Source organism: Pseudomonas sp. TAE6080, assembly GCF_018732265.1.
Taxonomy (GTDB): domain Bacteria; phylum Pseudomonadota; class Gammaproteobacteria; order Pseudomonadales; family Pseudomonadaceae; genus Aquipseudomonas; species Aquipseudomonas brenneri.
Window position 1 is genome coordinate 157,276 of the sequence record NZ_JAHIDY010000006.1, and the last position, 18,409, is coordinate 175,684.

General features: G+C 61.1%; 17 protein-coding genes. 6 read left to right on the plus strand and 11 right to left on the minus strand.

Annotated features, from left to right (window positions below):
* Positions 1 to 120: 120 nt before the first annotated feature.
* The gene (locus tag KL786_RS07110) at positions 121 to 3,522 is read left to right on the plus strand and encodes a hypothetical protein (protein WP_215517148.1); all 3,402 of its coding nucleotides are present in this window, start codon (positions 121 to 123) and stop codon (positions 3,520 to 3,522) included.
* An 82-nt stretch (positions 3,523 to 3,604) separates the two neighbouring features.
* On the opposite strand, the gene dsbG is transcribed toward KL786_RS07110, so the two are convergent.
* From dsbG to dsbD, 3 genes are read right to left on the minus strand one after another with little or no spacing between them, the layout of a single operon-like run.
* The gene (gene dsbG / locus KL786_RS07115; protein ID WP_215517149.1) at positions 3,605 to 4,366 is read right to left on the minus strand and encodes a thiol:disulfide interchange protein DsbG; all 762 of its coding nucleotides are present in this window, start codon (positions 4,364 to 4,366) and stop codon (positions 3,605 to 3,607) included.
* Positions 4,342 to 5,211: a TlpA disulfide reductase family protein gene (locus KL786_RS07120; RefSeq protein WP_215517150.1), complete on the minus strand. Its 870-nt coding sequence runs from the start codon at positions 5,209 to 5,211 to the stop codon at positions 4,342 to 4,344. The genes dsbG and KL786_RS07120 overlap by 25 nt, the downstream gene beginning before the upstream one ends.
* Positions 5,211 to 6,941: a protein-disulfide reductase DsbD gene (gene dsbD, locus KL786_RS07125; RefSeq protein ID WP_215517151.1), complete on the minus strand. Its 1,731-nt coding sequence runs from the start codon at positions 6,939 to 6,941 to the stop codon at positions 5,211 to 5,213. The genes KL786_RS07120 and dsbD overlap by 1 nt, the downstream gene beginning before the upstream one ends.
* A 171-nt stretch (positions 6,942 to 7,112) precedes the next feature.
* Between dsbD and KL786_RS07130 the strand changes: the two genes are divergently transcribed.
* The 5 genes from KL786_RS07130 (at position 7,113) to KL786_RS07150 (ending at position 11,881) form a co-directional block, all read left to right on the plus strand.
* Positions 7,113 to 7,793 carry a response regulator gene (locus KL786_RS07130; RefSeq protein ID WP_032862754.1) on the plus strand — a complete coding sequence of 227 codons (681 nt, stop codon included), beginning with the start codon at positions 7,113 to 7,115 and terminating at the stop codon, positions 7,791 to 7,793.
* The gene (locus tag KL786_RS07135) at positions 7,790 to 9,112 is read left to right on the plus strand and encodes an ATP-binding protein (RefSeq protein ID WP_215517152.1); all 1,323 of its coding nucleotides are present in this window, start codon (positions 7,790 to 7,792) and stop codon (positions 9,110 to 9,112) included. Before KL786_RS07130 ends, KL786_RS07135 begins: the two co-directional genes overlap by 4 nt.
* Positions 9,113 to 9,235: 123 nt before the next feature.
* Entirely contained in the window at positions 9,236 to 10,009 is a 774-nt protein-coding gene (locus KL786_RS07140) for an N-acetylmuramoyl-L-alanine amidase (protein WP_215517153.1), read from the plus strand.
* Between the two features lie 155 nt (positions 10,010 to 10,164).
* On the plus strand, positions 10,165 to 11,577 hold the full coding sequence (locus tag KL786_RS07145; protein WP_215517154.1) for an aspartate aminotransferase family protein: 1,413 nt from the start codon (positions 10,165 to 10,167) through the stop codon (positions 11,575 to 11,577).
* 79 nt (positions 11,578 to 11,656) lie between these two features.
* Positions 11,657 to 11,881, plus strand: a complete 225-nt coding sequence (locus tag KL786_RS07150) for an MbtH family protein (RefSeq protein WP_029298158.1) — start codon at positions 11,657 to 11,659, stop codon at positions 11,879 to 11,881.
* Between the two features lie 56 nt (positions 11,882 to 11,937).
* On the opposite strand, the gene KL786_RS07155 is transcribed toward KL786_RS07150, so the two are convergent.
* Genes KL786_RS07155 through KL786_RS07190 form a run of 8 tightly spaced genes read right to left on the minus strand, consistent with a single transcriptional unit; the run spans position 11,938 to position 18,100 of the window.
* Positions 11,938 to 12,861, minus strand: coding sequence for a metal ABC transporter solute-binding protein, Zn/Mn family (locus KL786_RS07155; protein WP_215517155.1), 924 nt, complete (start codon positions 12,859 to 12,861; stop codon positions 11,938 to 11,940).
* On the minus strand, positions 12,861 to 13,760 hold the full coding sequence (locus KL786_RS07160) for a metal ABC transporter permease (protein ID WP_029300631.1): 900 nt from the start codon (positions 13,758 to 13,760) through the stop codon (positions 12,861 to 12,863). The genes KL786_RS07155 and KL786_RS07160 overlap by 1 nt, the downstream gene beginning before the upstream one ends.
* Complete coding sequence (locus KL786_RS07165; protein ID WP_104912014.1) at positions 13,757 to 14,503, minus strand: metal ABC transporter ATP-binding protein; 747 nt, start codon at positions 14,501 to 14,503, stop codon at positions 13,757 to 13,759. Before KL786_RS07165 ends, KL786_RS07160 begins: the two co-directional genes overlap by 4 nt.
* The gene (locus KL786_RS07170; protein WP_032862743.1) at positions 14,500 to 15,420 is read right to left on the minus strand and encodes a metal ABC transporter substrate-binding protein; all 921 of its coding nucleotides are present in this window, start codon (positions 15,418 to 15,420) and stop codon (positions 14,500 to 14,502) included. The genes KL786_RS07165 and KL786_RS07170 overlap by 4 nt, the downstream gene beginning before the upstream one ends.
* Positions 15,421 to 15,454: 34 nt before the next feature.
* Positions 15,455 to 16,030, minus strand: coding sequence for a DUF6162 family protein (locus tag KL786_RS07175; protein WP_215517156.1), 576 nt, complete (start codon positions 16,028 to 16,030; stop codon positions 15,455 to 15,457).
* Positions 16,027 to 16,356, minus strand: a complete 330-nt coding sequence (locus KL786_RS07180; RefSeq protein ID WP_032862741.1) for a hypothetical protein — start codon at positions 16,354 to 16,356, stop codon at positions 16,027 to 16,029. Before KL786_RS07180 ends, KL786_RS07175 begins: the two co-directional genes overlap by 4 nt.
* Positions 16,353 to 16,892: a PA2404 family protein gene (locus KL786_RS07185; protein ID WP_215517157.1), complete on the minus strand. Its 540-nt coding sequence runs from the start codon at positions 16,890 to 16,892 to the stop codon at positions 16,353 to 16,355. The genes KL786_RS07180 and KL786_RS07185 overlap by 4 nt, the downstream gene beginning before the upstream one ends.
* A complete protein-coding gene (locus KL786_RS07190; RefSeq protein ID WP_215517158.1) occupies positions 16,889 to 18,100 on the minus strand; it encodes a PepSY-associated TM helix domain-containing protein in 1,212 nt (403 codons plus the stop codon). Before KL786_RS07190 ends, KL786_RS07185 begins: the two co-directional genes overlap by 4 nt.
* Positions 18,101 to 18,409: the final 309 nt, after the last annotated feature.

Consider the following 18,409-nt stretch of genomic DNA (forward strand, 5'->3'; position numbering starts at 1 on the left):
TGTCTGAACTGTCAATTCTGACAGTAGGCAAACGTCCCGTTTCAGGGGCTAGATACCAGCAGATTCAGGGCCTGTCACTCAGGCTCGCTGGTTATCTTTCCCAGGACAGGAGGTCTTCCCATGGTTAAAAAAACCACCCTCAAGAGTTCGCAATCGGCTGCTACCCAGCCACTCGCCGAAATCACCGTCGAATTACCCTATCCGCAGATCCAATTCGCCACCAATAACAGCATTCTGTACCCCATAGATGCAATTGATGGCACTGCCGCGACCATCAAGTTCACCGGCATGGGCACCACACCCATCACACTGCATTTGGCCATCAAGGACCAGGATGAGCCGGCGTTCGCGCCCATTGTGCAAGCGGGCAGCTCTAGCGGCAGTGTCGACATTCCTATCCCATGGCAAACGATCAGTACCTGCATCGGGCATACCATTTTGATCTGGTATACCGCGATGGTGGGGGGGCAGCTCAAGCAGTCGTTGGTACTGGAGTTGGAAGTGCAACAGATCCGCGAGCAGGATCTCAAGGCATCGCTACCGATATTTGCCCATGCGCAGTACGTTCATAGCACCTGGCAACTGGACATGAAACTCTTCAGCGGCGACGAGACTATCAAGGTCAAGGCGTGGCCGATGATCCAGGCCGGGCAGCGCTTGTTCATCAATGTGGCCGGTGACCAGCACAAACCTCCGTTCGCGTTTATCTGGGTGGCCCGGGACCATGTGGTGACGGCGGCGCAAGCCCATGCCGGCTATGTCTTTGAGTTCAAGCTTTCACGCAGTTGGATGGCACGTCGCGGGGACTATTCGGCCCTGACCATTCACATTGCAGTGATCTTCGATGGCACCGATCCGAAGCCTGCGGTCCCGGTGGATCCGATCTACGAAACACAGCTTCCCGAAAACGCCCACGAGTTTCATCCGCGTACGACTGCGCTGTTGTTTGTCGATACATCATTGCATTTGCCGGTTCCGACATTGGTTGAGGCTGAAGGCCTGGGGCAGGTTGATCCCCTCAAGTTGTTGGAGGGTGCTACGGTCCGTGTCTGTTATGAGGATATGCGGAGCACGGACAGTATTGCCTTGTGTTGGGTGTCCACCTTTGGTGATTACGCTCCCATCGCATCGCAGTATGGGGTGGAGGAGGGGTGCATCGATTTCCATGTGCCACGGTTGTACGTGGGTATGCGCCTGGATAATTTTGCGCAATTTTTATACATCGTAACCCGGGAGGGTGAGCAGCACCTGTCGCCTAAAGGCCAGGTAAGAATCCCGCTGCCAGCCAACTTGCCCCGTCCACAGATCCTGGAGGCTCCGTTCAATACGTTGGACCTTGGGCAGATGTGCTGTGATGATCCGGTGACTATTCATGTTGCCCCTTGGCCATTTATCGGCATCACTCAAGTTGCTCAGCTGTATATCGGTGGGGTCTACTCTGATGGTTCGAAAGCCAGGCTGTACCCTTTTGATGATGAGCCGATTACCGAAGAAGACATTCGAAACGGTTGGAACCGGACCTTGTCTCGGGCCGAACTGGCGGCGCTCAAGCATGACAGTGAGTTGTATATCCTGTTCAGCATCGAGTTCCTGCCGCGCAAAGAATCGAGGCCGATTTATCGGTCATTCCCATCGTTGCTGGTGAATTTGCTCACAGAGCCCCATTTGGAACTGTCTGCGCCGCATCTCGTCGAGTCCGTGGACTGCGGAACCGATGGCTGGGTAATCAACCCGGTGAACACGGTGGAGGGTGCGCATATCCAGGTGGCTTACGAAAGGATGTGCCTTGGGGATCGGGTCTGTCCGAGTTTTACCGGTACGCCTGGGCCAGGCTCGCCAGCGCTGGAGTGTCATGTCGTCGCGGAGGGTGAGCAGAGCCTTGTATTCCAGGTGCCGCCTTCGGCGATCAGTGCCAACCTGCGGCAGAGAATTTCTACGTCTTACACCGTGTCGCGTTCGTGTGGTGGTTTCTGGGAGTCGCCGGCACAAGAGGTGCAAATCCTTGATATCAGTGGCCTGCCCACGCCTGCGGTGGAACAGGCCACGGGCAGCACGCTGGACCTCAATACCTTTGCCGCAGATGCTACTGCGACTGTACGTGCATGGCCTTATATAGCGTTGGGTCAACCTTGCTGGCTGTGGGGGACGGGAGTCTTGGAGGATGGCAGCGCCTATAGCTTTGAAGTGCTGGTAGGCGAGCCAGTAACCGTGGCATGGCTGGCCAATGGCGTCGACACGTCACTACCGCGTGAAGAGTTGCAGAAACTGGCGGATTGCCGTGACTTTAAAGTGCATTTTGCGGTGAATTTCAACGGTCAGTCCGATAAAGCCAGTGCCAAGGAGTTTGCGCCGTTGGTACTGCATATCGTGCAGGAAGATCTGGATCTTGATGCCCCGACAGTGCGTGAAGCAGTGGGCTCGGACCTGACTGTCTGGAATGGCCGCGATGGCGTGACAGTGCGAGTGGCCTACGAACTGATCAATCCCAACCATGCAATCAGCGTGTGCTGGAAACGTGCGGATGGCAGTTGTTTGCCGCTGATATCGAAGCCCGGAAGCAGTGATCCGAAATACGTGGATTGCCTTATCCCGCGAGAGGCGGTAATCCATGGCATCGGCAAGACGGTGACGATCAACTACACCGTCACGAGCCTGTGCAAAGTTGTCACTTCCCCGGACCTTGATCTGCAAATCAGTGTTCCAGTGCGGCTACCGACACCGGTGGTAAGACAGGCTACCAACACTATTCTTGATTTGGGAACTTTCGCTGGGAACGCCAATATTACCGTTGAAAAATGGTGGTTTATCTTGCCGGGACAAAGAGTCTGGTTGCGCGGGGTTGGAACCAGAGTCGACGGTACTGTCTACACCATTAATGTTTCTTTGGGGAAGCAGGTGACGGCGGCAGAAGTGAGCGCGGGATTAAATGAAGTATTAATTAGAACTGAGCTTGAGATGTTGAAGCATAACACTCCTCTTGTGTTTACTTGCAAGGTTACCGCAGACGGAAGTGTAAACGAAAGCGAGGCCACGGAGTTTCCCCCGCTGGAACTGACGTTGATAAGACCTCTTGCCATAATCGAGGAGAAATTTGAGAACCTGTCCATACAAGAGTACACAGTGGGTGGCGTCATTGATACGCCAACTATGAAGGTGACATTTGTTTCTGGGCCCTTTACGGCGGGAATAATGCTTTATGGTTATGAGCCATATTCTTCAGGTAAAGCCTATGCGATGTATCGGAATCAAGACGATGTGCTTCGGCCGCAAAAGCATCGGTTTGATTTTAAGCGTAAGTTGGAGTATGTGAAGTTTGCATGGGTGTGGAAGCAACTTGCAGGGCGTGTGATATTTTACGATAAAGATAACCGTGTGCTTGCTGTGCAGGACTATCCTGATGAAAACAGGGGTGGTTTTTGGGTTGAGTATTTGGCTTCCAGCGGTCGTGAGATTTCAAGCCTGGAAGTGATTGTGGTGGACTATTCGTTTATTGATAACTTTACGATGTGGTATCGACGTTAAGCAGTAGTGGTTCTTGCAAGTATTGATACCAACGAATGCCCGCACTGTGCGGGCATTTTTAATTAGGAATTGCCAGTCTGAATCATTTGGCCCCTAGAATTTTCCCTAGTTTATCCGGCGACGGCGCCCCTTGCTGTTGCTGCAATTGCCCCTTGTCATCCAGATAGAAAATCGCCGGCGTGGCCGACAACTCCAGCTCTTCCATCAACTTCATATTGGCATCGAGCTTGGCCTGGATCTCGGCAGGGATCTTGGCCAGCGCCTTGAGCTTGCTGGCTTTACCTGCGGATTCATGTTCTTCCAGGGCCTTGGCTGTGTCTTGGCTCGCCAGCAGCGCCGCCGATTTGCCCGGGCTGTCCTCGCGAATGATCCCGACCATGATGTGGCGCAACTGCACCTTGCCCGCTTTTACCCAAGGCCGCGCCTGTTCCCAGAACATGTTGCAGTACGGGCAATTGGGGTCGCTGAACAGGTACACAGTGCGTGGGGCATTTTTATCGCCGTCCTGGATCCAACTGCTCTGCTCCATCTTGGCCCAGATTTCCTTGGCCATCGGCGCGTAGACCAGTTTCTCCAGGGGCGCGGTGCTCAGGTCGTTGCCTTTGGCGTCGTACAGATTGCCGGCAAGCACGTGCTGGCCGTCGGCGGTCAGGTACAGGGCCATGCCACGGTTCTGGTACTGCGCGGCATAGCCTTTGAGCCCACCCGGTGCGTCGAAGCTGCCGATGATCTTGGCGCCCTTGGCTTCGATCTGTTTGATCGGCGCCGGCCATTCTTCGGCATGGGCGAGGGTGGCTGCCAGGGTCAGGGGCAGTAGGGTCAGCAGGTGGCGGAGGCGGGGCATAGGGGTTTCCTTGTTGTGGCCGGCTGGGCGGCGGTCGAGTCCGTGGGGTCGAAAGATTCCATGGCGCGGGCCAGGCTGGCCTGGGACAGTTCGCCGAGGTGGCTGTTGATCAGGCGACCGTCGGCTTGGTAGAACAGCGTGGTGGGCAGTGCCATGGAGCCCACGGCCTGGCCGAGGCGGCCGCTGGCGTCGAACAGTACGTTGTCCAGGTTCAGGCCCTGGGTCGCCAGGTAGGTGCTGACGCTTTGCATGCTTTCGGCCTGGTTGACGAACAGGAAGGTCACATCAGGCCGTTGTTTCTGGGCGTTTTCCAGTACCGGCATTTCCCGTCGGCACGGCGGGCACCAGGTGGCCCACAGGTTGATCACCAACGGGCCGCCCTGATAGTCGGCCAGTTGCACGGTTTCGCCATCGGCATTGCGCAAGGCAATGTCTGGCAGGCGCGTGCCTCGCTCGAAGATGTTCAGGGACAAACTGGCCAGTGCCCAGAAAGCCAGGCCGGTGATCACGCCTGCACTCAACGGCTTGCGCAGGGCCGGGCGACGCCAGCCCCACAGGATGGCGCCAAGCAGCAGGGCAATGACGCCAGGCCAGGCGAGAAAACCACCGTCGCGCAGGTCGACGATTTGCAGTGGATCGTCACGGTAATACGCCCAATACATCAGTACAAAGCTGATCCGTGCACTGAGCATGCCCAGCAGGAACAGGCTGAACAGCACTGACTCCGGGTTCTCGCCGCCGCGCTTGGCCACGCGCCAACCCACCAGTGTGGCGAGGATCAGCGCACTGATCAGCAGCAGGTGGTTCAAGGCGATGGCGAAGGTGCCGATGGTCAAGGTCAGCATCAGAGTGCATCCCGGGTCTGGGTCCAGCGTTGCAGGAAGGCTTGCGCATTCACTTCGCCGGTGATGCGTTGGGCGCGGCGCTCTTCACCGTCGGGGCCAATCCACACGAAGCTCGGTGGGCCGGGGACTTTATAGCGGCCCAGCAGTTCACGGCTGGCAGCGTTGTCGGCAGTGACGTCCAGGCGCAACAGGCGCACGTTCTTCAGCGCATCCATCACTTCGGGTTTGCCGAATACCTGTTTTTCCATGATCTTGCACGACACACACCAGTCGGCGTAGTAGTCCAGCAGCACCCATTGGCCCTGGGCCTTGGCGCTGTCGAGCTGGGCTTGCAGGGCCACCGGGTCGTTGATCGTGGTGAAGGCGTCATGGGCCGTCGGTGCGCTGGCGACCTGCGAACCGCCGAAGACCTTGAGCGGCTGCCACAGATCATCGCTGCCACCGGCGGCACCGATGACCAGAATGGCGCCCCACAGCCCCAGGACCAGGGAACCTGCGCCCAGTACCTTGGCGACCAGCCCGTATTCGCGGGCCAGGCTCCAGCCGCAGTAAGCCATGACCAGGGCCAGCACGCCCCACAGGCCTAGCCACAGGCTTTCGTCGATCACCGGGCGAATCATCAACACGGCGGTCGCAAGGAACAGGAAGCCGAAGACGCCCTTGAGCACATTCATCCAGTTGCCAGGCTTGGGCAGGAAGCGATTGCCCACGGTCACCAACAGCAGCAATGGCACCCCGATACCGATGCCCATGGCAAACAGGATCAGGCCGCCGTGCAGGGCATTGCCGCTTTGCGCGATGTACAGCAGGGCGCCGGCCAGGGGCGCGGTCATGCACGGGCCCACTAACAGGCCGGACAAGGCCCCGAGCACACCGGCGCCGACCAGGCTGCCACCGCTTTGCTGGCGAGTGGCGTTGTCCAGGCGGTCGCGCAGGAAGGCCGGCAATTGCAGTTCGAAGAAACCGAACATCGGCAGGGCCAGGATCACAAACAGCGCGGCGAAGCTGCCGAGGATCCACGGCGTTTGCAGCAGTGCGGCCAGGTTGCTGCCCGCCAGCGCGGCCAGCACGCCGAGCGCGGCATACACCAGCGCCATGCACACCACATAGCTGGAGGCCATGGCAAAACCACGGCGTGGGCTGGCGCCGCTGCCCACCACCAGGCCGGCGAGGATCGGCAGCATCGGCAGCGAACAAGGGGCAAATGCCAGCAACAGGCCGAGGCCGAAGAACACCAGCAGGCTCCAGCCCAGGCTGCGTTGTTGCAGGCCGCTGGCCAGGCTCTCATCCTGGGCCTCGGCGGTGGCGGCAACCGCCGGGTTGCCGCCCAGGTCAACGGTGAGCGATTGCGGCGGATAGCACAGGCCAGCATCGGCACAACCCTGCCAGCCCAGCTTGACCTGGCCGGTGGCGCCGGCCGGCAGCTTCACTTCCAGGCCCTGGCGGTACACTTGTTGCTCGCCAAAGAACTCGTCGCTATGGGCTTCGCCCTGCGGCAGCACCGGCTGCTGGGCCAGGCCGTCGAACTTCATGCGTTGCTGGTACAGGTAATAACCGTCGGCAATCTGCCAATACAGTTGGGTTTCACCCGAAGCCAGGCGCTCTGAGGTAAAGGTGAAGGCTTTGCCCACCGGAAGGAATTCGGCTTTGGTTTCGAAAGGATTGCTGCCAGGCGCGGCCTGGGCCAATCCGGTGAACACTATCAGCAGGAAGATAAACAGATGCCGCATGGTCAAGCCTTAGTTCGATGCAAGTGGGGCACACAATGTGTGGCGCTGATTAACCGATGATTAACCGGGCTATTCTAGAGTGTAGGGATTATCGGGGCGCGCATCTTTTCACGGCATAATGCGTACTTAATCCGTCCTCCTTTAAATCAACCTTTTTGCACAGGGTTCACCATGCACGTACTGGTCTGTGAAGACGATGACCTGATTGCCAGTGGCATTGTTGCCGGCCTCGGCGCCCAGGGCTTTACGGTCGAGCGCGTGGGCACGGCCGCAGCCGCCCGGGCGATGCTCAAGGCGGCGCAGTTCGACATCATGGTGCTGGACCTCGGCCTGCCGGATGAAGACGGCCTCAAACTGCTGCAACAACAGCGCAGTGCGGGCCTGGAGATCCCGGTGTTGATCCTCACCGCACGGGATTCGGTGACCAACCGGGTCGACGGCCTGCAAGCCGGCGCCGACGATTACTTGCTCAAACCCTTTGACCTGCGCGAGCTGGCCGCCCGCCTGCAGACCCTGTTGCGCCGGGTTGCCGGACGCAGCGTCGACCTGATCGAGCATGGCCGCTTGACCTACAGCCCCAGCAGCCGCGAAACCCTGTTGGGCGGCAAACCGGTTGACCTGTCCCGTCGCGAGCAAGCCCTGTTGCAGGCACTGCTGCACAACCGTGGCCGGGTGCTGTCCAGCGAGCAACTCAAGGACAGCGTCTATGGTTTCAACGATGAGCTGGAAAGTAACGCCCTGAACGTGCACATCCACCACCTGCGTCGCAAGTTGGGCAATGGCATCGTCGAAACGGTGCGCGGCCTGGGCTACCGCCTGGGCCCGGCAGACGCCGGAGAGGACGCCTCGTGACGAGCCTGCGCCTGCGCCTGACCTTCAAACTGGGCGCCGCTTTTGTGCTGATCTGGGTGCTGGCGGCGGCCTGGATGCTCAACGACCTGCGTAACCAGATGATGTTTTCCCTGGACCAGCGTCTGGTGGCGTCGGCGCGCATGGTGGCCGGGCTGATGGAGCAGATGCCGGGCCTGGCGAGCGTGGGCGAGGGCAAGCGCTTTGGCGCCGAACAACTGAATGTACCGGGCGGCATGGCGTGCCAGGTCAGTTCGTTGCGCGGCGAAATCCTCGCCCGCAGTCACACCACCCCGGACCAGGGGCTGGAGTCCCGGCAAAGCGGCTTTCGCGACCAGATCATCGACGGTGCTGCCTGGCGCAGCTTTACCCTGGCGCGGGGCGATTTGTTGATCACCACGGCAGACCGCCAGGTGGAGCGCGAGGCGCTGAACATGTCGATCCTGCTCGCGGCTTCGGTGCCGGTGGGCGTGGCCCTGCTGGGCTGCCTGTGCCTGTTGTGGCTGGGGATCGGCCAGAGCCTGGTGCCGCTCAACCGCATGCGCGATGCCTTGATGCGCCGCAGTGCTGATTCCCTTGAACCTTTGCAGATTCATCCGTTGCCCAGCGAACTCAAGCCGCTGCTCGATACCCAGAACCAACTGCTGCAACGCATCGCCAAGACCATCGAGCGTGAGCGTCGCCTGACCGGTGATGCCGCCCACGAGTTGCGCAGCCCGCTCACGGCGATCAAGACCCATCTGCAAGTGGCGCGCATGACCGACGGTGCTGCCCGCGACCAATCCCTGGCCCATGCCGAGGAGGGTGCCGACCGCCTGCATCGCACCCTTGAGCAACTGCTGCTGCTGGCGCGGGTCGAGGGCAGCCTGTCGTTTGATGACGGCTTGCAGTCCAGTGCCGAACAAGTGGCACGCCTGGCGATCCAGGACGCAAATGCTGGGGATAATCGGCGGATCGACCTGATCCTGCCGGACAACCTGCCCCAGGACCCGGTGGAAATGCCCGTGGGCCTGGCGGTTGCCGCCTTGCGCAATCTGCTGGATAACGCCCTGCGCCACACCCCGCACGATACGCGGGTGGAATTGAGCGTGTTCACCCAGGGCAATCAAGTGGTGTTCCGCGTGCGTGACCACGGTGCGCCGATCTCCAGTGAAGACCTGCAACACCTGACCCAGCGTTTCTGGCGCAATGGCAACAGCGGCGGGTGTGGCCTGGGCCTGGCCATCGTGCAGGCGATTGTCCAGCGTTGCTCCTGCTCACTGGTTTTCGACAGCCAGGCTGATGGCCTGCGGGTCGACCTGGGCATGCCGTTACGGCGCTGATCCTTCCTTGCATACACATAACTACCGCCATCCTCAGGCCCGACGCTTCAGGATGGCGTTAATTTTTGTGTTTGCAGGTTTGCCGGCTGAATGACTCAGCCTGTATTGAAAAGGACAGCACCTATGTTGGTCATCGACTCCACTTATCCCGCCAAGGATTTTAATCAGCGCAATGGCGAAGCCGTGCGTCAGTTGGTGGTGCATTACACCGCCGCGCCCTTTGCCTCCTCCCTGCGCACCCTGACCCAGCAGGGAGTCAGTGCCCATTACCTGTTGCCCGACCCCCGTGAGGCGAGTTATCGAGACGCCGGTTACGACGAGTTGAGGGTGTTCCAGTTGGTGGATGAACGCCAGCGGGCCTGGCATGCGGGAGCCAGTCATTGGGCGGGGCGCGATAACGTCAACAGCCGTTCCATCGGCATCGAGATCGTCAACCTGGCCCGTGACGATGCTGGTGTCTTTACCTTCCCGCCCTATGACCCGGAGCAAGTCGAGGTGTTGATCGCACTGCTTCACGACATTTGCGCCCGTCATCCGCAGATCGGCGCTACTGATATCGTCGGCCATTCGGATGTTGCGTTCTGGCGCAAAAGTGACCCTGGGCCACAGTTGCCCTGGCCCGCCTTGTTCGCGGCGGGCCTCGGCGCCTGGTTCGATGAGGCCGCCAAGAATGCCTTTGTGCGGCGTTTTCGCATGGGCTTGCCGCAGGAGGTGGAGGTCGAGCGGGCCTTCCAGCGCTACGGTTACGCCCCGGCGAAAAACCGTCAGGCGTTCCAGCAGCGGGTGCGTGCATTCCAGATGCACTTTCGGCCCACCGATTACCGTGGGCAACTGGATATCGAAACCTGCGCGATTCTTTATGCGCTGAATGAAAAGTACACCAGTGCCGGCGAGTGACCGGTCATTTGCCGGTTTTTCATCGAGCCGGGTGTAAATCCTCGCGCCGCTGAAGCGTTTCCAGAACAGGAAATCCGTGCGCACGCCCTTTGGGGGCCAGACGTCAACGGGTTGGCAGTTTGGTCACCATCATCAGCGTATTGAGGGATCTAGAGATGTCAGTCGCTACCAGTCGCATTGAGGATTCGCTGGCGTCGGCCAGCCCGACTCCAGCAGAAACGCTTTACCAGTTCGATGAATCACCGCTGCTGGCCCGCCAGCGCCAGCAGGAATCCAATGCGCGCAGCTACCCCCGGCGCATCCCCCTGGCGCTCAAGCGGGCCAAGGGTATTTATGTCGAGGACGTTGAGGGTCGCAGCTTCATCGACTGCCTGGCCGGGGCCGGTACATTGGCGCTGGGGCATAACCATCCGGTGGTGATCGAGGCGATCCAGCAGGTGCTGCTGGACGAGTTGCCCTTGCATACCCTGGACTTGACCACGCCGGTCAAGGATCAGTTTGTGCAAGACCTGTTCGGCCTGCTACCCGCTGAACTGGCGCGTGAGGCGAAGATCCAGTTTTGCGGCCCCACCGGCACCGATGCGGTGGAAGCCGCGCTGAAACTGGTGCGTACCGCCACGGGACGCAGCACGGTGTTGTCGTTCCAGGGCGGCTATCACGGCATGAGCCAGGGCGCGTTGAGCCTGATGGGCAGCCTGGGACCGAAAAAACCGTTGGGTGCCTTGCTGGCCAATGGCGTGCAATTTTTACCATTCCCCTATGACTACCGCTGCCCGTTCGGCCTGGGGGGTGCAGAAGGGGTCAAGGTCAACCTGCATTACCTGGAAAACCTGCTCAATGACCCGGAGGCGGGCGTGTTGCTGCCGGCGGCGGTGATCGTCGAAGTGGTGCAGGGCGAGGGCGGCGTGATTCCGGCCGACCTCGACTGGCTGCGCGGCCTGCGGCGGATTACCGAGCAGGCCGGTGTGGCGCTGATTGTCGATGAAATCCAGAGCGGTTTCGGCCGCACCGGCAAGATGTTTGCCTTTGAGCATGCCGGCATCGTTCCGGATGTGGTGGTGCTGTCCAAAGCCATTGGCGGCAGTTTGCCGCTGGCGGTGGTGGTGTATCGCGAGTGGCTCGACACCTGGTTGCCGGGCGCCCATGCCGGCACCTTCCGTGGCAATCAGATGGCCATGGCGGCGGGTTCGGCAGTGATGCGCTATCTCAAGGAACACAAGGTTGCCGATCACGCGGCGGCCATGGGGGAGCGCCTGGCCGAACACCTGCGCATCCTGCAACGGGACTTCCCGCATCTGGGGGATATCCGTGGACGCGGCCTGATGCTGGGCGTGGAGTTGGTTAACCCCAGCGGCACGCCTGACGTCCAGGGCCACCCGCCGGTCCATCGGCAATTGGCGCCGCTGGTACAGCGCGAATGCCTCAAACGCGGGTTGATCCTGGAATTGGGCGGGCGTCATGGCAGTGTGGTGCGTTTCCTGCCGCCTTTGGTCATCACCGCCGCAGAAATCGACCGGGTGGCAGAGATCTTCGGGCGGGCGTTGGCGGCGGCAGTGGCCAGCCTCTAATTTTCCTGCACCGCTATACGTTCCTACATACATCAGCCACGCGCGGTGCGTGGCAACCTTTAAGTGACGGAGAACCGCAATGACCTCAGTATTTGACCGCGAAGACATCCTGTTCCAGGTAGTGGTCAACCATGAAGAACAGTATTCCATCTGGCCCGACTACAAGGCCGTACCCGAAGGCTGGCGCACCGTGGGTAAGAGCGGGATGAAGAAAGAGTGCCTGGCCTACATCGAAGAAGTGTGGACTGATATGCGCCCGCTGAGCCTGCGCCAGAAGATGGATGCCCAGGCAATCGCTGGCTGAACGCAAAAAAATGTGGGAGCGAGCAAGCCCGCTCCCACATAGGTATTGCATCGCTTTCAGGGTGCCAATGCCTTGATCACCTGATCCACATTCCCTTCCAACTCTGCCACCGGGTCTGCGCCGTCGGTGCTCAGCACCAGCAGCTTCGATCCCCCCGCGCTGATGGCGGCTTTCACCGCCTCAGCCGGTTGACGATGGTGCAGCACCAATGCCACGTCGTTGTCCTTCAGGCTGGCGGTCAGTGTTTGCAACGCCTCGGCGGACCATTCGGTATCCGGCCGTGGGTCGGTGCTGAGCAACTCCAGGTTCAAGCCACTCACCAGATAAGCAAAGTGATCGCTCAGGCTGACCACGCTCAAATTGTCGGCCTGGGCCAGGCGTGCCTCGCTGTCGGCAGTGAGCTTGAGCAGGCGTTGCTTGAGGCTGGCCAGGTTGCTGTCGATGGTGGCCTTGGCACCTGGTGCCAGGCGGCTCAGGTCGGCAGCCATGACATCGGCCATGCGCCCCAGGTTGTTGCTCGATTGCCACGGCTGGCTGTTGAGACCATCGACGGTGCCCGGTTGCAGGGCCACGCCCGGCAAGCCACCGTCTACCGGGCGCGCGGCGTCCACTTCGACAATACGGATATTGCTGCGCCGGGCCACGGGGTACAGCGGGTCATCCGGCCACAGCGAACGCAGGCCGATCGCGGCGTCGGCGTCCAGCGCCAGGGTGTGCAGGGCCGGTGCGCCACGCCCAGTAAAATACGAAGTCTGGCGCGAACCCGGCAGGTTGGCCGGTGCCGCGCGTTCAAGCGTGACCTGGGTACCTTTGAGCAGGGTTTCGGCCAGGCCGTAGGTGACGGGCAAGGCCGCCAGGACCTTGACCGGTTTGGCCGATTGGGCGGCGGCCGGCAGTGGTTTGGCAGGGGCGGCTGCCAGCAGCGCAGGGCTGATCAGGCAAGCGATGGCCAGGGCCAGGGGGCGTAGAACAGGGCGCATTATCCGAGATTCCCTTTCAGGCTGGGGACCGTGCCGCGCGCAATGGCGGCCAGGGCGAAGGCGATGCCGGCGACGAGGATGATCGCGGCACCGGACGGGATGGGCAGGTCGAAGATGATCGGCAGCAGAATCCCGCACAGGGTGCTGACCGTGGCAATCACCACCGAGATCCAGAAGAAACCCTTGAGCGACTGGCTCAACAGGCGCGCCGCAGCGGCGGGAATCACCAGCAGGGCACCCACCAGGATCGCCCCGATGACTTTGACTGCCGCCACGGTGATCAGGGTCACGAGGATCACGAACAGGTAGTCCAGGGTCTTCACGGCCACACCACGCACGGCGGCCAGCTGTGGGTTGAAGCTGGCGAGCATGATGCGGTTGTACAGCGGCAGCGCCAGGGCCATCACCAGTGAGCCGACAATCGCCAGCACCAGCAGGTCATTGCCGTTGACGGTCAACACCGAACCAAACAGCACGTTTTCCAGGATGTGCACGTTGATCTTGCCCGCGAGGATCAGCAGCAGGCTCGCGCCCAGCGCCAGGGACACCGAGAGGAACACGCCGATCAGCGTATCGGGGGCCAGGCCGGTGCGGTTGCGCAGGTAGTTGAGCAGGATGCCGAACAACAGGCAGTAACCGAACAGGCTGCCATAAGGCCCGGTGTAGGGTTCCCCCAGCAGAATGCCCACGGCCACGCCGGTGAGCGCGGCGTGGCCGACGGCTTCGGAGAAGAACGCAAAGCGCTTGACCACCACCAGCGTGCCCAGGCCACCCAGCACCGGGCCGATCAGCAGTCCGGCGAGCAGGGCGTTGACCACAAACCCATAGGCCAGGGCTTCCGGCAGATAGCCGGAGGAGGCCCAGCCCTGGACCATCAAGCGAAAGGCTTCGTAGCTCATTGGGCTGCGCTCCGTGGGTGAGTGGAAAACAGCGTCAGCAGGCGCTCCGGGGTCAGTGCCTCTTTGGGCGTGGCGTCGAACAGCAAGCGGCGGTTCAGGCCGGTGACACGGTCCGCCAGGCGACCGACGGCCTCCAGGTCGTGTTCGATCCACAGCACGGTGATCCCGGCCTGGCGCCAGTCGCCCAGCAGGCGTTCGAATACCTGGATCCCGGCTTCGTCGAGGGCCGACATCGGTTCATCGAGGACCAGCAGTTGCGGCGCCGGGATCAAGCCCTGGGCCAGCAATACACGCTGGCGCTCGCCGCCGGACAGCGCTCCCATGCGGCGTTTGCGCTTGTCTTGCATGCCCACGCGCTCCAGTGCCTCGCCAATCGCGCCGGCGTAATGCCGGGACAACCCAAGAAACGCCGGGCGACGCTGGCACATGGCGGCCATGAAGTCATCGACGGTCATCGGCAAGCCGCGGTCGAATTCCAGGGCCTGGGGCACGTAGCCGATGGTGCCGGGAGTGCCCGGCCAGTGCAGGCTCAGTTGGCCCTGGTGCGGGGTCTGCCCCAGCAGGGTCTTGATCAACGAACTCTTACCGCCACCATTGGGGCCGACCAGGGCGTGGATACTGCCCGGTTGCACCTGGAAACTCACGTTGTCGAGGATCGCGGTACGGCCCAGGGTCAGCGAGACGTTGTCGAATTCGATCGTCGGGCCGATGCTGGCCACATTCAGGTGTTCAGCCGCCGTCATGCCCCCGACTCCTGGATGGCCCGGACCACGGTATTAAGGTTGCCGGTCATTTCCACTTCGTACTTCTCGGCGCTGTATTCACCGTAGGAAATATGCGATAGCGGGTACAGCTTGACCCCCGACTCACGCTGGATGGTGTCAACGTAAGAGGACGGGAAGTCCATCTCGGAGAAGATCACCTTCACGTCCAGTTCGCGCAGTTGGTCGATGGTCTTCTTCAGTTGGCTCGGGCTTGGCTCGATGCCATGGGCCGGTTCCACCACGGCGGTCACTTCCAGGCCGAACTCGCGCAACAGGTAGTCGTAGGCGGCGTGCACCGTGGCCACGCGCAGGTCGGCGTTGGGCGCGCTGGTGAGCTTGGCCAGGGCATCGGCGCGCATCTGGCGCAGGCGCTTGCCATAGGCACGGGCGTTCTGGGTGTAGGTCTTGGCGTTGTCCGGGTCGAGCTTGCCCAGCTCCCGGGCGATGTTGTTGACCTGGGCAATGGAGGCGCTGATGGACAGGAAGGTGTGCGGGTTGACCACCTTGCCGGCGCCACGGGCCGCGTTGCCGGTGGCCGCCAGCAACGGCACATTGGCGTTGGCCTCGATCACCGGGATGTCCGGGCGCTCGCTGGTGGCGATCATGCGGTCGGCGAAGTCATCATGGCCGACGCCATTGAGCACAATCACGTCCAGGCTGCCGATGCGCTTGATATCTTCGGCGCGTGGCTCGTAGGCATGGGGGTTGAAGCCGGCCGGAATCAGCGGCACCACCTCGGCCTTGTCGCCGACGATATTGGCTACATAGCTGTAGTAGGGGTGCAGGGTGATACCGATACGCAGGCGCTTGGCCGCCTCGGCATTGGCCAGGGGTGTCAGCAAGACGCTGAACAGGCCCACCAGCAGCAGGCGGAGCAAGGGAGATGACATAGACATGGGCAATCGATCTTCTCTCGGAAACAGCGTGAATTCAGTGGCGATGCTGGCGGGTGACACCAGCGTCGAATTGCGCAACGACCTGCTGCCAGCCAGCGGCGATCAGCCCCTGGTCGCTAAGGTCGGTCGGGGCGGCCAGGTTGGCGCTGCGGTTGAGCCAGATATCCGGCTCGGCACCGCTCACGCGCATCAGCAGCGAACCGCTGGTGTCGTTGGCCTGGCTCAAGCCCAGGTACGCCGAAGGCGCCAGCAACTGCCAGCGGTGGTCGCCACGGCTGACCGAACTGGCGTCCTGGGCGAACGGCGCGAAGCCTTCTTCGGCCAGTTGCGCAGGCGTTGGCAGGGCGCTCTGTTCCTGCTGGAGCAACTGGATTTCATCCAGGGTCACCCGCAGGTCGGCATAGATGCCTTGCTCGGCGGCGCTCAAGTCGCGACGGGCGTCCAACTGGTGGCTGGACACAGCCTCGACTGTCTGGGTTTCACCGTGCAGGGACACCACCGTGCCGGCGACGGCCAGGATGATCAGGCACAGCAGCAGGACATAGAGGGTTTCGTGGCCGGCGCCGGCAGGCCGGACGACCTGGGTGGTGCCTGGGGTTACGCTGCTCATTGGGCCTGGATATCCGCTTGGTCGATCTCGACAACGTGGCCGGGACCTGCGTCAAACAGCACATAGAACTCGGCGGAAGGTTTCTTGAAGGTCAACGTAGAGTCTGCGCCCAGCTTACCGGGGACCAGGATGGTCTCGTCGTAGCCGATTACATCCAGGGTCACGCCGGGTGCGCCGCTGCCGTCGGAGAAACCGCCGGTGCACTGGATCTGCTCGCCGGGGATTTCCTTGCATTCGCACATCGGGTTGTGGGCCAGGGCTTGGGTGCTTGCGCCGGCGCAGAGGATCAGCACGGCGCAGGCGCGTGTCAGGCGAATCAAAGTCATGGTTTAACTCCTTGCTTGGTCAACCAGGCGACGGTGGCAGGCGAAGCCTGGCTCAAGGGAATGGAGGCCTGTTGCATGCTGCCGTCCCAGCCTTCCATGGTGATCCACAGTTCGGCGTCGGGCGATGTGCGTTCAGGAACCGGCAGGGCGGCGCCCATGCGGTATGGGGTGCCGAAGAAAATCACCCCGGCGGCGCGCAGGCTACGGGGTTTGCCGATACGCAGGTAAGTGGCCTTGACCTGCTTGACGCACGCTTTGCACAGCGCGGCATTGAAGGATTTCATCGGGCCTGCCGGGTCCGGGCGCGGGGCTTCGTTGCGCAGTTCGGCCAGTGTCAGGCTCCACGGGCCGACCTGCACCTCGCCCACTTCACGTTCGCCCAGGCCGCTGTCGCCGCGAAACAGTGCGGCGTCGGCAAAGTACTTGGGCATGAAGCCCAGAGGCACCAGCAACAGCAGGACATTGATATGAAAACGCCATTTCAGCCAAAAGGCTCGTAGTGGCGAGGGTGGTTGCACGGTAGTGGCCTTGTTCATCGCATGCCCTCCGGGGTTTCAGTCTGCAGGGCTGGCGTGGCTTGAGAGTGCTCGGCCTGGCGTTGTGCCTTGTTGTTGCGCTTGAAAGCATGCAGCGTCGCCAGCGCGGTGCGTTTGCTCCAGATCAACAGCCCGCTGAGGACCATCATGCTCAGCAACAGGCCGAAAAACGCCCAGATCAGCTTGATCCACAGGCCGCCAAAGTCGCCGGTGTGCAGTGGGCGCATGGACTCGGTGACGAACTCCAGGGCCGAGCGGTCGGACAGCAGGTGCGAGGAGGCGATTTCACCGTTGTAGGGGTTGATCTCGGCGGTCTGGAACATCAGCGGGTACCAGCCACGTCCACCAATGCTCAGGTGGCTGTAGGCGGTACTTGGCAGGGTGATGAAGGTGGTTTCCAGCCCGGGAATACGCTCGGTGGCAATACGAATCGCTTCGTCGATGGGCATCATGGGGGCCGGTACGCCAGGGTCGGACATCGGCACCTTGTCCCGGCTGATCACCGGCACAATTGGCGCTGTGGAAATAGTGATCTGGTTATCCGACAGTGTCGCTTCGATCAGGAACCAGGTGCCGGTGATGGAGATCACGGCGATAAACCAGATCGACCAGATCCCGCTCAGTCGATGAAAGTCGCCCCAGAAGATCCGCGCACCATGCTTGACACGCAGGGTGGGTTTGAAAAAGCCCTTCCAGAAACGTTTGTAGACCACCAGGCCTGTGACCAGCGACGCCAGCATCGGCAAGCCGAGAAACGACACCAGATACCAGCCCCAGCTGTAGCCATTGGTGAAGGGCACCAGCCACCACCCATGCAAGGCGCGGGTGAACTGCTCGAAGTTGAACGATGGGCTGATGCCCTGGATCACTCCGGTGTAGGGGTTGACGTAGACCGTCACGGCACGCCCGTCGGGGTAGGTGACCCGGGCCATCAGTGCAAAGTGGGACTCGTCGTGACGGATCAGGTCGGTGACGATAAGGTCAGGTTCGGCGCGGTTCATCGCCTTGATGATCTGGTCATAGCTCAATAGCTCGGTGTCATCAGCGGGCTTGTCGGCACGGATATCCGGGTTGGCCAGCCAGACGATTTCCTGGCTCACCACCGCCAGGGTCCCGGTGACGCAGACGATCAGCACAAAGAACCAGATGGGCAATGCCAGCCAGCTGTGGACGAGAAACCAGAGTTTGGAGCGTGACTTCTTCGACATGTCTATGGGGGTCTTGATCGGGAGGGGCAGAGAAGGCCCGGGAAAGGCCCAGTCGTAGCTTTTGCTTACGCGACGGGCTGTATCTAAGTTAAGACGGATGAGAATCGCAAAACCCTAAGGCGAAAATGAAAGTAAATGTTTCAGATGTACATTTGCCGGTAGTTCTGCCTGACGTGCACCAAACTGTAGGCGCTGGCTTGCCAGCGATAATCGTCAACGATAACGGGGGCATGCCTGATGCCCCGCGTTGTTATCGGGTTTTTCGCCGGCAAGCCGGCTCCTGCATGTGATCGGGTTCTCATGTTGCAA

Bases quoted from the DNA above. Each gene is read 5' to 3' on its own strand.
- KL786_RS07110 (WP_215517148.1), top strand. From the start codon at position 121: ATGGTTAAAAAAACCACCCTCAAGAGTTCGCAATCGGCTGCTACCCAG.
- dsbG (WP_215517149.1), bottom strand. From the start codon at position 4,366: ATGCCCCGCCTCCGCCACCTGCTGACCCTACTGCCCCTGACCCTGGCA.
- KL786_RS07120 (WP_215517150.1), bottom strand. From the start codon at position 5,211: ATGCTGACCTTGACCATCGGCACCTTCGCCATCGCCTTGAACCACCTG.
- dsbD (WP_215517151.1), bottom strand. From the start codon at position 6,941: ATGCGGCATCTGTTTATCTTCCTGCTGATAGTGTTCACCGGATTGGCC.
- KL786_RS07130 (WP_032862754.1), top strand. From the start codon at position 7,113: ATGCACGTACTGGTCTGTGAAGACGATGACCTGATTGCCAGTGGCATT.
- KL786_RS07140 (WP_215517153.1), top strand. From the start codon at position 9,236: ATGTTGGTCATCGACTCCACTTATCCCGCCAAGGATTTTAATCAGCGC.
- KL786_RS07145 (WP_215517154.1), top strand. From the start codon at position 10,165: ATGTCAGTCGCTACCAGTCGCATTGAGGATTCGCTGGCGTCGGCCAGC.
- KL786_RS07150 (WP_029298158.1), top strand. From the start codon at position 11,657: ATGACCTCAGTATTTGACCGCGAAGACATCCTGTTCCAGGTAGTGGTC.
- KL786_RS07155 (WP_215517155.1), bottom strand. From the start codon at position 12,861: ATGCGCCCTGTTCTACGCCCCCTGGCCCTGGCCATCGCTTGCCTGATC.
- KL786_RS07160 (WP_029300631.1), bottom strand. From the start codon at position 13,760: ATGAGCTACGAAGCCTTTCGCTTGATGGTCCAGGGCTGGGCCTCCTCC.
- KL786_RS07165 (WP_104912014.1), bottom strand. From the start codon at position 14,503: ATGACGGCGGCTGAACACCTGAATGTGGCCAGCATCGGCCCGACGATC.
- KL786_RS07170 (WP_032862743.1), bottom strand. From the start codon at position 15,420: ATGTCTATGTCATCTCCCTTGCTCCGCCTGCTGCTGGTGGGCCTGTTC.
- KL786_RS07175 (WP_215517156.1), bottom strand. From the start codon at position 16,030: ATGAGCAGCGTAACCCCAGGCACCACCCAGGTCGTCCGGCCTGCCGGC.
- KL786_RS07180 (WP_032862741.1), bottom strand. From the start codon at position 16,356: ATGACTTTGATTCGCCTGACACGCGCCTGCGCCGTGCTGATCCTCTGC.
- KL786_RS07185 (WP_215517157.1), bottom strand. From the start codon at position 16,892: ATGAACAAGGCCACTACCGTGCAACCACCCTCGCCACTACGAGCCTTT.
- KL786_RS07190 (WP_215517158.1), bottom strand. From the start codon at position 18,100: ATGTCGAAGAAGTCACGCTCCAAACTCTGGTTTCTCGTCCACAGCTGG.